The organism is Glycomyces sp. NPDC049804, assembly GCF_040674615.1.
In the GTDB taxonomy this organism is placed as follows: Bacteria; Actinomycetota; Actinomycetes; order Mycobacteriales; family Micromonosporaceae; genus Glycomyces; species Glycomyces niveus.
In genome coordinates this window covers 76230-89461 of sequence record NZ_JBFAMQ010000004.1, presented here as the reverse complement: position 1 = coordinate 89461, position 13232 = coordinate 76230, and the positions used below count along the sequence as shown (strand labels likewise).

Annotated in this window: 16 protein-coding genes; 10 read left to right on the top strand and 6 right to left on the bottom strand. The window is 68.6% G+C overall.

The annotated features are described in order from the left end of the window. Nucleotides 1-165 precede the first annotated feature (165 nt). The 6 genes from AB0K52_RS07340 to AB0K52_RS07315 all read left to right on the top strand — a co-directional run bounded on the left by AB0K52_RS07340 (nucleotide 166) and on the right by AB0K52_RS07315 (nucleotide 4530). The gene (locus AB0K52_RS07340) at nucleotides 166-774 is read left to right on the top strand and encodes a DUF4178 domain-containing protein (protein WP_363527497.1); all 609 of its coding nucleotides are present in this window, start codon (nucleotides 166-168) and stop codon (nucleotides 772-774) included. A gap of 54 nt (nucleotides 775-828) precedes the next feature. Then, on the top strand, nucleotides 829-1356 hold the full coding sequence (locus tag AB0K52_RS07335; protein ID WP_363527494.1) for a DUF2617 family protein: 528 nt from the start codon (nucleotides 829-831) through the stop codon (nucleotides 1354-1356). A gap of 57 nt (nucleotides 1357-1413) precedes the next feature. After that, nucleotides 1414-1878, top strand: a complete 465-nt coding sequence (locus AB0K52_RS07330) for a DUF4247 domain-containing protein (RefSeq protein WP_363527491.1) — start codon at nucleotides 1414-1416, stop codon at nucleotides 1876-1878. Nucleotides 1879-1920: 42 nt separating this feature from the next. Then, nucleotides 1921-2367 carry a DUF350 domain-containing protein gene (locus AB0K52_RS07325; RefSeq protein ID WP_363527488.1) on the top strand — a complete coding sequence of 149 codons (447 nt, stop codon included), beginning with the start codon at nucleotides 1921-1923 and terminating at the stop codon, nucleotides 2365-2367. Between the two features lie 46 nt (nucleotides 2368-2413). Continuing rightward, nucleotides 2414-3961: a polyamine aminopropyltransferase gene (locus AB0K52_RS07320; protein WP_363528370.1), complete on the top strand. Its 1548-nt coding sequence runs from the start codon at nucleotides 2414-2416 to the stop codon at nucleotides 3959-3961. Between the two features lie 161 nt (nucleotides 3962-4122). Further along, nucleotides 4123-4530: a hypothetical protein gene (locus AB0K52_RS07315; protein ID WP_363527485.1), complete on the top strand. Its 408-nt coding sequence runs from the start codon at nucleotides 4123-4125 to the stop codon at nucleotides 4528-4530. Nucleotides 4531-4628: 98 nt separating this feature from the next. On the opposite strand, the gene AB0K52_RS07310 is transcribed toward AB0K52_RS07315, so the two are convergent. Together AB0K52_RS07310 and AB0K52_RS07305 are read right to left on the bottom strand one after the other, a co-directional pair. Next, nucleotides 4629-4931: a hypothetical protein gene (locus tag AB0K52_RS07310; protein ID WP_363527482.1), complete on the bottom strand. Its 303-nt coding sequence runs from the start codon at nucleotides 4929-4931 to the stop codon at nucleotides 4629-4631. Continuing rightward, nucleotides 4924-5268 carry a hypothetical protein gene (locus AB0K52_RS07305; RefSeq protein ID WP_363527479.1) on the bottom strand — a complete coding sequence of 115 codons (345 nt, stop codon included), beginning with the start codon at nucleotides 5266-5268 and terminating at the stop codon, nucleotides 4924-4926. The genes AB0K52_RS07310 and AB0K52_RS07305 overlap by 8 nt, the downstream gene beginning before the upstream one ends. Before the next feature lie 229 nt (nucleotides 5269-5497). Here AB0K52_RS07305 and AB0K52_RS07300 point away from each other — a divergent pair, with 229 nt between their 5' ends. The 3 genes from AB0K52_RS07300 to AB0K52_RS07290 all read left to right on the top strand — a co-directional run bounded on the left by AB0K52_RS07300 (nucleotide 5498) and on the right by AB0K52_RS07290 (nucleotide 8590). After that, complete coding sequence (locus AB0K52_RS07300; protein ID WP_363527476.1) at nucleotides 5498-6316, top strand: helix-turn-helix transcriptional regulator; 819 nt, start codon at nucleotides 5498-5500, stop codon at nucleotides 6314-6316. Beyond that, entirely contained in the window at nucleotides 6313-6498 is a 186-nt protein-coding gene (locus tag AB0K52_RS07295; RefSeq protein WP_363527473.1) for a DUF397 domain-containing protein, read from the top strand. Before AB0K52_RS07300 ends, AB0K52_RS07295 begins: the two co-directional genes overlap by 4 nt. Before the next feature lie 1006 nt (nucleotides 6499-7504). Further along, nucleotides 7505-8590, top strand: a complete 1086-nt coding sequence (locus AB0K52_RS07290; protein WP_363527470.1) for a methyltransferase domain-containing protein — start codon at nucleotides 7505-7507, stop codon at nucleotides 8588-8590. Between the two features lie 98 nt (nucleotides 8591-8688). Here the strand turns inward: AB0K52_RS07290 and AB0K52_RS07285 are convergent, their stop codons facing one another. Together AB0K52_RS07285 and AB0K52_RS07280 are read right to left on the bottom strand one after the other, a co-directional pair. Further along, nucleotides 8689-9438 carry a ZIP family zinc transporter gene (locus AB0K52_RS07285; protein WP_363527467.1) on the bottom strand — a complete coding sequence of 250 codons (750 nt, stop codon included), beginning with the start codon at nucleotides 9436-9438 and terminating at the stop codon, nucleotides 8689-8691. Nucleotides 9439-9666: 228 nt separating this feature from the next. Next, entirely contained in the window at nucleotides 9667-10506 is an 840-nt protein-coding gene (locus AB0K52_RS07280; protein ID WP_363527464.1) for an oxidoreductase, read from the bottom strand. A gap of 76 nt (nucleotides 10507-10582) precedes the next feature. Between AB0K52_RS07280 and AB0K52_RS07275 the strand changes: the two genes are divergently transcribed. Next, nucleotides 10583-11239, top strand: coding sequence for a DNA-binding response regulator (locus tag AB0K52_RS07275; RefSeq protein WP_363527461.1), 657 nt, complete (start codon nucleotides 10583-10585; stop codon nucleotides 11237-11239). On the opposite strand, the gene AB0K52_RS07270 is transcribed toward AB0K52_RS07275, so the two are convergent. Continuing rightward, on the bottom strand, nucleotides 11240-12670 hold the full coding sequence (locus tag AB0K52_RS07270) for a nitrilase-related carbon-nitrogen hydrolase (protein ID WP_363527458.1): 1431 nt from the start codon (nucleotides 12668-12670) through the stop codon (nucleotides 11240-11242). It lies immediately after the preceding gene. Then, entirely contained in the window at nucleotides 12654-13229 is a 576-nt protein-coding gene (locus AB0K52_RS07265) for a TetR/AcrR family transcriptional regulator (protein ID WP_363527455.1), read from the bottom strand. The genes AB0K52_RS07270 and AB0K52_RS07265 overlap by 17 nt, the downstream gene beginning before the upstream one ends. Nucleotides 13230-13232: the final 3 nt, after the last annotated feature.

The window sequence follows — 13232 nt, the reverse complement described above, 5'->3', positions numbered from 1 at the left end:
TCGACTCGGCCCACCTCGTCGTGGGCCGCCTACAGGCTAGATCGTAAGGATCCGCCCGGGATCTTAGGGTTCTCAGGCGACACATCGGTTACACCAGTATTGCCAACTTGGCGGTAGAGTGACGTCAAGGAACCATCCCGCACCCACCCTGTGAAGGCATCGACCATGGAATTCGTCGTCATCCTCCTCATCGTCGCCGCTGTGTTCGCCGCGTGGTGGCTGTGGCGCAAGAGCACCCGCAAGAGCGAACCGGCCGGCCCCCCGCCGCCGGTCGACCCGTTCGCCGACGCCGACACCGACGTGCTGCGCGGCGACCCGCGCCGGATCAAGGCCGCCGACCTGGTCGAGCTGTACGGCAAGACCCTCGCCGTGCGCGGCACCCTGCGCCTCTCCGAAGGCGACTACCAGTGGGCGGAGCACTTCCTCGACACCGGGACGGGCGTCAAGCGCTGGCTGTCGGTCGAGGCCGACCCCGACGTGGAGATGGTCCTGTGGGAGGAGCTCACCGGCACCGACCTCCAGCCCGGCCCGCGTGAACTCAGTCACGAAGGCGTCTCGTTCAAGTCGGACGAGAAGGGCAAGGCGAAGTACGTGAGCGAGGCGACGACGGGCCTGGCGCCCACTGGCACGCTGCGCTACCACGACTACGCGGGTCCCGACGGGCAGAAGCTCTCCTTCGAGGCGTACGGCGACGACGCCAAGTGGGAGGTGGCGAAGGGGCTTACCCTGGACCGCAACCAGGTGACGATCTACCACCAGAGCGACGACGCCTGACCCCGTCCCCCGCCCCACCCCACCAGGGAGCCCACGCTGATAGCGCATATCGAGGTGCCGTTCGTCGACGTCTCGGCGGCCTCGCTCACCTTCCGCCCCGACGCCCCGTCCATGCCGGTCCTCGACCTTCTCGAACGCGACGCCGGCCCGCTGCGGCTGTCGCTGCGCCTCCTCGGCGCCAGCCACCAGGCCGTCGTCGCCACCCCTGACGGGCTCATCGCCGAGACCCTCGCCTACCGCTCCGACTTCGCCCCTGACCTCCCCGAAGCGTTCAGCCAGCGCGTCGGCTCCTGGCGGCACCGGTACGAGTGCCGGGTCGAGCGGCTCACGGTTCCCGAACTGCGCCAACGGGTCCGGTCGCTGCGCGACCGGGCCGTCATGCGCACCGGGGAGCCGGACCTGCTGGTGGGGGTGTTCGGGGACGACCTGGACGCGCTCACCGCGCTCGAGGTCACCGGGACGGCGCCGCTGTCGTGGCGGACCGTCCACACCTACCCGCAGTACGGCGAGGTCGTGACGACGCACAGCACCGTCGTTCCCGACAGCGCCGCCGGAGCCGGCGGCGCTGTCGTACCGTCTTGATGGCCGTGCGCCCGTAAGCTGAACCGACTCCCCGACAGGACGACCCGAGGAACACCGATGACCTATCAGCACCCGGCCCCTCCGCCGCCCGCTTCACGCGGCCTGAACTGGAAGCACTGGACGGCGATCGCCGTGGTGCTCGTCCTGTGCTGCGGCGGGGTGTTCCTGATGAACACCAACTTCTCGAACCCGACGGACACGATCCGCGACCATTACACGCGGGCCGCGAACCTCGACGAGGGCGGCGGGAGGGCGTACACGTCGAGCGCGTCGCCGGCGACGGTGGCCGACCAGATCGACGACGACGCCGAGGCCCGCTCGGAGCGGTCCTCGAACGGCGTCTACTACCTGCAGTACTCCAAGCACATCGTGGCCGTCTCGCCCTACAACGGCGGCTCGAAGATCCTGCTGCACGACTACCGCAGCGGCTACAACCACTACTCCTCGGTGTTCGTCCTGTGGGGATGGTCGTCGTCCCCGCCGTCGCCGTTCCGCGGCGGCGGACCCGGCTCCGGTAAGTAAGCCCGAACCCATCCCAACCCAGTCAAGGAAAGGCAGCCCATCATGTTCGCACTCGGAGAGCAGGTCTTCGGAGGGTTCGGGACCGACGTCGTCGGCGCGATCGCCTACAGCGCCATCGGCATCGCGCTGATGGTGCTCGGATTCTTCATCGTCGACTGGCTCACCCCCGGCAAGCTCGGCGAGCTCATCTGGACGCACCGCAACCGCAATGCCTCACTCCTCCTGTCCTCCAACCTGATCGGTGTGGGGCTCATCGTCGTCGGCGCGATCTGGGCGTCGGAGGGCAACCTCGTCGAAGGCGTGGTCTCGACGTTCGTGTTCGGCGTCATCGGGCTCGGCGCGATGGCCGTGGCGTTCCTGATCCTCGACGCGATCACGCCCGGGAAGCTGGGCGCGCTCGTCGTGGACGAGGAGCCGCACCCGGCGGTGTGGGTCAGTTCGGCGATGCACCTCGCGCTGGGCGGGGTCATCGCGATGGCGCTGTCGTAGAGCAGGCGCAGGAATCTTGACGATTGAGGCCGCCCCTCAGCAGGTAATGCCGGCGCGCCGGGTCCGCCTGGCGCGCTTCGGTCTGCTCGCGACCGCGTTCGCGGTGTCGGCGTGCGGGCTGGTGTACGAACTCGCGCTCATCACGTTGGGCGCGTATCTGGTCGGGAACACCGCGAAGCAGGCGTCGATCGTGCTGGCGGTCATGGTGTTCGCGATGGGGCTGGGGGCGCTCGCGGCGAAGCCGCTGCGCCGCTGGCCGGCGCTGGCGTTCGCGGCGGTCGAGCTCGCGCTGGCGCTGCTGGGCGGGTTCAGTGTGATGCTGCTGTACGCGGCGTTCTCGTGGACGGACCTGTACAGCCTGCCGCTGGTGGTGGTCGCGGCGGCGATCGGGCTCTTGATCGGCGCGGAGATTCCGCTGCTCATGGAGTTGCTGCAGCGCATCCGGGAGCAGGCCGCCGGCGCGGCGGTCGCCGACTTGAACGCGGCGGACTACCTGGGCGGGCTCATCGGCGGGCTCGCGTTCCCGTTCGTGCTGCTGCCGTTCTTCGGGCAGATCCAGGGGGCGCTGCTGGTCGGCGCGGTGAACGCCGTCGCGGGCGTGGTGCTGGTGTGGATCCTGTTCCGCGACGACCTGCCGAAGGCCGCGAAGCAACTGCTCGCGCTCGTCACGGGGTTGACGGCGGTCCTGCTGGTGGCGGCGTTCGTGTACACGGACCGGTTCGAGACGGCGGCGCGGCAGGCGCTGTACGCGGCGCCGATCGTGTACACCGAGGACAGCCAGTACCAGCAGATCGTCATGACGGAGGCCGCGTCGCCGTTCGGGGAGCGGGACCTGCGCCTGTACCTGAACGGCGACCTGCAGTTCTCCTCAGTGGACGAATACCGGTACCATGAGGCGCTGGTGCACCCGGCGATGCACGGCCCGCACGAGAACGTCTTGGTCCTCGGCGGCGGCGACGGCCTCGCGGTGCGCGAGATCCTGCGCTACCCCGACGTCGAGTCGGTGACCCTGGTCGACTTGGACGGCGCGGTCACCGACCTGGCGCGCCACTTCGACGACCTGGTGGCGCTCAACGGGAACGCGATGAACGACCCGAAAGTGGAAGTGGTGAACGCGGACGCGTTCACGTGGCTGCGGGAGCAGACCGGCACTTGGGACACCATCATCGTGGACATGCCCGACCCTGACGCGACCGAGACCGCGAAGCTGTACTCCGTCGAGTTCTACGGCCTCGCCACCGCCCACCTCAACGAGACCGGCCGGATGGTCGTGCAGGCCGGTTCGCCGTACTTCGCGCCCAAGACGTTCTGGACCATCGCGTCCACGCTCGAAGCCGCCGGGTACGCGACGAGCCCGTACTGGGTGTCGGTGCCGAGCTTCGGCGACTGGGGATACCAGCTCGTGCAAGCGAACGGCGACGCCCCCGCCCTCGGGCTCGACACCTCCGTGGGCCCGTTCCAGTCCCTCACACCGGAACTGATCGAAGCCGCCCAGGTCTTCCCGCCCGACCGGGCGCGGATGGACATGGAGCCGTCCACGTTGATGCACCCGGTGATCCTCGACCGCGTCGAGTCGGAATGGAACAACTACTGACCGCCGTCCCGGGCCGCCTGACCGCGCTTGTCATGAGCGTGGGGCGCCCCCGGCTGCTCGCGGCGCCGCCCTGCCGCCCGGCCTGAACCGCACCGGGAACCCCGCTGGCCCCCCTGCGCTATCCTGGCGCTGCCCAGCCCCCTTCGTCCAAAGGAAGACCGATGACAACTCAACAGAACCCCCACCTCGTCTCCGTCAGGCTGAGCACCGGCTTCGCGGTCCTCGAAATCGTCCTGGGCGCGGTCCTCGGCCTCGTCGGCGTGCTCGTGATCCTCGCCGGTGGCTTCAGCGTCTGGATCGTCCTCGGACCCCTGTTCCTGATCATGGGCATCCTCTCGCTCAGCAAGCCCTACTGCACCTATGACACCGCGACCGGAGCGCTGTACCTGCACTCGCCGCTCGGCATCAAGTACACGTACGGCGCGCCGAAGGGCGAACGCGTCTACTTCGACCGCGCCACGTCCAAGGTCATGCGGGCGCGACAGAACGGCGCCCCCCGTAAAGTGAGCATGTTCAGCGTCAACCGCGAAGAACTCGCCCGCCTCATCTCTGTACTCCCCCAGGCCTGACCCGACGACACGAGCGGGGCGGCGGACTCCACCCGGTCCACCGCCCCGCTGCCCCATGCATGCGGCCGCGATGCCGCACGGCGGGCGGCCGACGCCACTCACGCCTCAGGGTTCTCGATGAGCTTCTTGGCCTGTCGGAGTATCCAGGGACACCACGGGTCATTCCTCCACGCGCCGAGCCACTCCGGCGCGAACTCGGGCTCCTCGGTGAACCGGCAGATCTCACGCGGCCCCGCCCCGTCATTGCAGGTGATCCGGAACTCCGGCGGGAGCAACGGGTGACCGCCGTTGTTCGGCCCGGTCCGGAAGACCGAGAACACCGCTGGCCCCCTTGCGAAGTCGCCGAGCCAGCCGTTCTTGTCGGGATCGGGTTCGCCGTCGGCCAAACGCGTCTCAGCCATCGCAGAACCGGACCTTCCCCATGTCCGCCTGCCGCTCCTTGAGCAGGCTGCCGTTGTCGAAGACGTGAGCGGCGCAGTCCTTCGCCCACGCACGCCACTCCGCGGACCGCGACCGCCAGCCTTCACCCCAGGTGGCGTGGATCAGCCCGGAGTTCAAGCCGGAGACGATCAGGACGATGTCCGCTTGATTCCCGTTGGCGCACACTTGGAACGCATCCGGCGATTCTGCACTCAGCGCGTGCACCCAGAATTCGTGTACTCCATCGGTGAAACCACCGCGCACCAACGGATCTGGATTCGGACTCGGCGCGGACTTTCCATTCTCTGCTCGCAACATCGTTGTCCCCTCTCCTGCGGAACGAATCGCGATGTGTCGACAGTAGGGCGACTCCGAGGTCGATTCAATAGCAAAACCGCAGGTCAGAGGGTGGCAGTTGGCGCACTGCCGTGGGCTGCGGCCGCTGGCTGTGGCGCGTGGAGTACGCCCACAGGCCACAGCCGAACGCCACATCGAACTGAGGTGCGTTGAGGGTTGTGCAATCCGTAGCCGTTGCTTTACTGGAGAGATGCGTAACGACGCGACGCGCCAGACTCCCATGCGGCGCAAACTCATCGGCAGGAAACTCAAGATCGCGCGCAAGCAAGCGGGCTACTCCATGCGCCATCCGGAGGTCACCGCGAGGGCCGGATCGACCCGGACCGTCCAGCGGTTGGAGGACGGCGAAGCCACCACGCTCTCCTTCCCCGTCATCGGATCCCTGTGCGATCTCTACGGGATGCCGAAGGAGGAGAAGTTCGAGCTGGAGCGGCTATGGAGGCTCGGACCGGCGACGACCTGGACGCAACCGAGGGGTCGGAGCCTCTTCGGGTTCAGTGCATTCAACGAACTCTTGCTCCATGCCAGCGAGGTTCACCAGTACGAGTCCACCTTCGTGCCGGGGCAGCTCCAAACGGAAAGCCATATGCGGATGCTTTTCGGTCTCAACCCCGGACTCAGCGAAGCCGAGGTGGAGCAAGAGGTTCACCTCCGACTGCAAAGCCAACGACCGTTCTGGCAGGGCACCGAGCCACAACACCACTTCCTGGTGAGCGAGGCCGTGCTGAGGTTCGGATGCGATTCCGAACAGATCAACCGCTTGGTCGAGGCGGACGATCTCAACTACGCGACTGTGAGCTACCTCCCGTTCTCAGGGGGACCGCCGCCGCTCCTGTACCTGCCGTTCATCCTGCTGTCCTTCCCTGCTGAGGACGACCCGGACATCGTCTTCGTCGAGGCGCAGAACGCCTACCTATACTTCGAGGAGGCCGAGTCCGTCCGGTACTACCGCAATGGACTCGATTCTGTGGAAGGCCTGGTCAGGCCGATTAAGGAGTTCAAGCTATGAGCCAAGCCGGGTGGCGCAAGTCCAGCCGAAGCGGCGGCGCGCAGGACTCTGCGTGCGTTGAAGCCCGTCCAGCCTCCTCCGGCTTCCAGGTGCGGGACAGCAAGCTCGGCGACGAGTCCCCGATTCTCGATCTCGGAGCCGCCGACTACACCGGCCTCCTCCGCGCAGCAGGCCGCGACTGACGCACCCAAACCCAAGCAGGCCCGAGCGCGTCAGCGTTCGGGCCTTCGCCGCATATACGAGTCTGAACTTGACCGGCCTTTTGCGGGCTTCACGGACGTATCCACTCACCGTTCGACCAGGCAACGACGAGGCGGCGGGGCCGGGGTGGAGGGCGCGTTCTCGGTTTCGCTTGGGGCGCAGCCGGATCGGCTTGACGCCAGATACAAACATGAGACGCTTCTGCGCGTGTGGGTGATGACACCCCGGGCTGCTCGAGGGATGATTGACGTACGCACAGGGATACGGAAAACGTACAGGTGTCGAGTAGGTGCACGCAGACTACGCCAAGCCTCTCGCCGACTCACAAACCGGACCGATTCCGAGACCGCAACCTCACCAGGATGCTGGTCTCAGTCCCCGAGTGCTATCGGGATCCGCAGCTGACCACGGCCCTCAGAGGCCGTGCTGGGTGGGAGATCGCCGGTCGGGATCACCCCGGCCGGAGGCAATGCTCGGAACGAGGCATACGAAGACGACCGGTACGACCGTCGAGGCATGTGCAGGCCTGAGCGGATGAACCAGTCGAGTGCGGGCCCGCCCCACAGCCAGGTCCGCATGGTCGGTATCGCGCCTGCGAGTTCATTACTGCGGGAGTGCGAGAACGTCATCGAACGGAAGGAGTGATCGGGGAGTCCGCACAGGACACCACATTGTCAGAAGCTTGCGGCCTCCATCGCACCCGCTTGTCCATCAAGAGGAGCCATGGCAAGTTACAACCAGTTCGATGATCTCCGGTCGGAGGAGTCCATCGGTGCGGGCTTGCGGGCCAGGTTGATTCGTGCGGTGCCGCCTGTTACCGGCAAGCAGCTGAAGGACAGGTCTCGTCCGGGTGAGTTAGCATGGCGCCGTGACATACAGCTTCTTCCTCCTCGGTTAGCGCTCCGCTAGCCGTCCAGAGGGAACACCCGTGGCTAGCGAAGTGGTGCGGCTGCCCGCCGCTCCAGGTCGCTCACCCGGAGCTTTGTCATGTCACCGAACCGTCCTTCGACGGTGGGCTCGTCTACGCCCGATTCACCGGAACATCAGCCCTTCTTCGCCAGCACCGTCAACGGACTCGAGCACCTTGCCGCCGCAGAACTCACCGAGCTCGGATGCCAGGTCGATTCCATCAGGAAGCGCCAGGTCCTGCTCACGACTCCCAAGCCGTGCATGGCCGATCTGCCACGGACGGTCGACGACCTGCTGATTCAGATCGTACGAACTGCCGATCCCGGGCCTACCAAGGCAGATCTGCAGCGTCTGCCTCTCCTACTTGATGCTGCCGACCTGCGGCCGATCAAGTCCGACTTCGATCACGGCGATCCGGTGCTCACCGTTTCGGCGTCGATGATCGGCCGGCGCACCTACAACCGCCACGACCTCGAGGACGCGATCGGCTCGTTTCTGTCCGAGCGACTCGGAGCACAGTTCGCCACCCGACGCGGCGGCCTCCGCCCTCCGGCCGGTGCCGCCGAATGGCGCGCGGTGCTCTCGCCTGAGGGCCTCCTGCTGGGCTACCGAGGCCGCCGACCGCCACTCCACCGCCGTGCCTGGAAGACCGCATCGGTTCCCGGCACGCTGCATCCGCCGGTCGCCGCGGCAATGGCCCGGCTCGCAGGGATGGAAGCGGGGATGACCGTGCTCGATCCCTGCTGCGGGGCCGGAACGATCCTCGTCGAAGCCCGCGACCTCACCCCCGGCGCCGGCTTCATCGGTTCCGACCTGAACCCGGAGGCACTTACCGCCGCGGCGCGCAACGCGCAGCACCTCACCGGCATCGCCTTCGCCGAGTCTGATGCCGCTCGGCTGCCGATACCGACCGGCGGCATCGATCGGATCGTGACCAATCCGGCTTGGGGACGCCAGGTTGCCATGCCACGGCGTTTCCCTGCGCTCCTGACGGAGTGGCGGCGGGTCATCGCCGACGACGGGCGGCTCGTGTGCCTGGTGCCACCGGAGTTCTTGTGCCATTTCGAAGCTGAGCGATCAGGCTGGCGAGTCATCGAGCGCCACCAGCTCAGCCTCTCCGGCCAGCACCCGGTCATTGCCGTGGCAGAACCGAGGTGCCGATGAACGCGGCCTCGAGTGAACGAGTCAGATCGCGACGCGCGCCTGCAGGCTCCGCCGGGCGGCAGCGATCGGGTCGCGGGCGCAGCGAGGGCCGCGGCGCGTCACCACTGCTCGAGGCTGAAGGCGGCCAGGAATCCGAGGACCGCGATCAGCCCAGTCCACAAGTGGGCGTCGTCGAAGGCTTCGGGAATCATCGTGTCGGCGATCATCGCCAAGATCGCGCCGCCCGCCAGCGCGGTGATCGCAGCCAGGGCCGAAGTCGGGGCGTCGCCGAGCAGGCTATAGCCGAGTATCGAGGCCAGGCAGCTCGCAAGGGCGATCGCGCTCCACAGGCCGAAGACATAGACGCGGCCTCGCCCGGCCCGCCGCATACCAGCGGCGCTCGAGAGTCCTTCAGGGACGTTGCTGATGAACACCGCGACCACGGTCGTCACGCTGACCGCCCCGCCGCCCAGCAGACTGGTGCCGATGGCGATTGACTCGGGGATGCCGTCCAGCAAGGCCCCCAGGGCGATCGCCGTGCCCGACCCGGGGTGGGCGTCCTCAGAGGGCTGCAGCTCGCCTGAGCGCTTGCGGTGGCGTGCGCCCCGGCGCGCGAGCGCTACGTTGGACAGCGTGTAGGCCAGGGCTCCGGCGACCGCTCCAAGCGAGGTCGGCAGCAGGCCGCCGCGTTCGTTCGCGTCGGCGATGAGGTCGAACGACACGGCAGAGAGCAGCACCCCGCCGCCGAATGCCATGACACTCGCGATGACTCTCGGCGGCACGCGGACCAGGTACCCGGCCAGCGCGCCCATGACCAGGGCGGAACCCGCGAGCAGGCCCCAGCCGCCCGCGCTCAGCCACCCGGGCACGTCGTACCGCCCTCGACGACGCGGTTTCGTATGCGCTCGACCATGCCCGACAGCCTAATGCGGCGGGCCCCGGCGCGCTCGGTTCGCAGGGCGTTCCTCGTCGGCGGCGCCCCGGGGGGCAGGGGGGCCGGACGGCTGGGCGGATTCTGAGGATGGTTGCAGCACTGCTGGTCTCGCTGGTGTCTAGCTGGGTGCCCGGCCCGCCAGACCGGCCCGCGCGCTGAGGGATCAGGCACGCAGTTCGGCCAGGTCCTCGTCACTCAGAGTCAGCTCCCCTGCGGCGAGGTTCTCCTCAAGGTGCGCGAGCGAACCGGTGCCCGGGATCGCCAGCGCCACCGGAGATCGCGCGAGCAGCGTCGCGACCGCTACCTGCACAGTGGTGGCGCCCAAGCGTGCGGCGACCTTGCCGAGCCGCTCCTCGTCGAGCGGGTTGCCGCCGCCGCCGATCGGGAAGAACGGCACATACGCGATCCCGGCCGCCTCGCATTCGGCGAGCAGCCCGTCGTTGTCGGTGTGGTTCTGCACGGCCGCGACAGGGGCGATGGCGCGTGCCTCTCCGAACTGCGCCGCATCGACATTGCTGACGCCGAGGTGCCGGATCAGTCCTGCATCGCGGAGCTCGGCCAGTGCGGCGAAACGCTCGGCGATCGACTCGCCGCCGGGTCCGGTCATGCCGCCCACTCGTAGATAGACCAGGTCGAGCCGTTCCAGGCCGAGGGTGCGCAGGTCGGTTTCGACGAGGCCGCGCAGTTGCTCCGGCGTGGCCTGGTGGCTTGGCCTGCCGTCGGGGCCGGGCATTGGTCCGACCTTCGTGGCGATGACCAGGTCGTCGCGGTAGGGGCGCAGTGCCTTGCGGATGAGTTCGTTCGCGCGCACGTCGCCGCGTCCGTAGAACCCGGCGGTGTCGATGTGGTCCACGCCGAGTTCGACGGCGCGCTTGAGCACGCGGATGCCGGTCTCCGGATCGCGGGCCGGGCCGTTGAAGGTGCCCATGGCCAGGCGCATCGCGCCGAAGCCGAGCCGGTTGACGGGGCGGTCGCCGCCGAGGGTGTGCGTCGTGTTCGTCATGTGCTCCATCGTCGCCGCACGCGGGCCGGGATGCGAGGCAGTGGCAGCAAGCTGCCACGGGTGCGAGACTGGAGCGATGCGCGAGGAGCAGGTCCTTACCGTTCGGGGCGATGCCGAGCTGATGGTGCGCGCCGGTCATCTCTTCCATGCGGCGCGCACCGAATTCATTTGTGCGGCAAGGGATCTGAAGACATGGTCGCAGCCGGAGGCGCGGGCGTCGATCGGGAGGCGGATGCGCGCGGCTGGGTTCTCGACCCGCAAGCTGCTCAGTCCGGTCGCGCTGGCTGACGAGGAGGCGCGCGAGCATCTGCGGCATGTGCAGGCGCGGGGTGCGGTCGTGCGGATCAGCGGCTCGCAGCTGCCGCACGAGACGATCATGATCGACCGGCGGGTGATGATCCTCGCCGGGCGAGCGACCGGCGGCGACCGCGAGTACACCGTGACGACATCGAAGGCGCTGGTCGACGGCGTCCATTCGCTGTTCGAGGCGATCTGGGACGGCGCTCTCGGCCTCGACGCCTACCTGCGGAGCGACGTCCCCCACCTGGACGAGGAGGGGCGCATGGTGCTGGAAGCGCTCGGGGCGGGCCTCACCGACGAGTCGGCGGCGAGGCGCCTGGGCGTCTCCTTGCGCACGTACCGGCGTCGCGTGGCTGCGCTGATGGCGAAGCTGGAGGCCGATTCGCGCTTTCAGGCGGGGTTGCGCGCCGGTGAGCTGGGCTGGTCAAGCTGATCACTGCTTCGCCTTTCGTCGACCGGGGATCGCGGCGGCGATGCCGGCGAGCAGCATGACGGCGACGGGGAACAGGAGCCAGTCGCCGAGGCGGCCGTAGACGGTCTCGACGTGGCCGGTGGGGACGTCGGCGATGGCGAGGCGGTCGTCTTCGGCGAGCACCGCTCCGGAGGCGTCGCTGACGGTCATCAGGCCGATCTGGCCGGCGCGCACGAGCGAGAAGCCCTGCTCGACACCGCGGGTGACGGCGACGCGGCTGTGCCACCATCCGTCCACAGTGAAGTCGAGGGCCGGGGCGAGGACGAGGCCGGCGTCCTGGTCGCCGTAGGCGGCCATGGTCGCGGTGTAGTCGAGGTCCTTGCAGATCGTCAGCGCCCACCGTTCGTCGGCGACGAAGACCGGGCCGGCGTCCGACGCGGTCATCCAGTCCTCAAGGCCTGGAATGAGATGCTGCTTGTGGTACTCGCCCGTCGCGCCGCCGTCGGCGGGGATCCAGACGGCCGCGTTGAACGTGTCCTCGGGGTAGTCGATCGCGAGGCCGAGCACCAGGTCGATGCCGGAAGCGGCGGCGACGGCGGACCACCGCTCGAGGTACGGGCCCGCCGCTTCGGCCGACACGTGGAAGATCTTCTCCGAGAGCACGAGTACGTCGAGGTCGTCGCCCGCGCCGATGCGGGCGATCTCGGCTTCATAGGCGGCGAACAGGTCGTCGGCCTTGGCGGTGTCCACGTCGATGGAGTCCTGGTCGGTGGGCAGTGCGAGCGCTCCGGCGCGGATCGTCTCCCCTTGGTCGACCGGCCGGGCGAGGCCGTAGACGAGGGTGGCGGCCAGGCAGGCGGCCGCGGTGGCGGCGATGCCGATGCGGGCCTTGCGGACCGCGCCGGGGGCGAAGGCCGTCGCGATCGCGGCCGGTACTGCCATGAGCAGGAACGTGAGCCCCCAGATGCCGGTCACCGAGGCCAGCTGCAGCACCGCCGCGACGTCGGCCTGGGTGTAGGCGAAGCTCCACCACTCGCCGCCGGCTTCCGCGTTGACGACCGAGCCGACGTATTCGACCGCGACCACCCCGGAGGGGAAGGCCAGGAACGCGAACCAGTGGCGGCCGCGGCGCGCCAGCGCCCGGTACAGGAGCGTGACGGCGGTGTACATGCCGGTGAACATGACCGCTGAGACGACGAGGAACACCGGCGGCATCTCGAGCGATTCGGCCAGGTACCGCCAGATCCGGGCGGTGCCGCCGAGCCAGGCGGCTTCGGCCGCGAGGAGCGCGGGCCAGAAGCCGAGGCGGGGCACGACCAGGAGCAGCGGCGCGGGGGCGAGCCACATGAGCCACGAGACGGGTTCGAGGGCGAAGCCGAACGCGAGCATGAGGGCGGTGGCCGCGGCGGCGGCGACCGCTGCGGGCCAGGGGCGCTTAGGCGAGGATGCCATTGAGGAGCCTTTCGAGGGAGTCGTGGCAGAGTTCGCGGAAGTCCTCGTCGCTCAGGGCGATGCGGCCGCCCTGGTGGAGGGCGACGAGGCCGTAGACGTTCGCGGTGAGGGTGAGGCCGACCTTCCAGGAGTCGGTCGGGGCGAGGGTGCCGTTCGCGATCCCGGCGTCGACGATGCCGGTGAGCAGGCCGAACAGGCGGGAGCGGCCGCCGCTGAAGTCGGCGGGGAAGGTCCGGGCGCCGTCGCGGGGCTCGATGAACATGAACGCGAACTGGCGCGGGTGGTCGAGCGCGAGATCGACGAGGTCGTCGACCGCGCCGTGGAGGGCCGCCACGGTGTCGGCCGGGATCGCCTTGCGGCTCAACCGGTCGTAGGCGTCGTCGAACAGGTCGTCGGCGACGCGCGCCAGCAGGGCCTCGCGGTTCGGGAAGTGCCGGTAGACGGCCATGGGCGACAGGCCGAGGGCGTCGCCGATCTTGCGCATGCTCACCGAGGCGCTGCCGCCTGCGGTGACCAGGTCCTTTGCGGCGGCGGCGATCCGCTCCGAAGTCGAACTCATGTT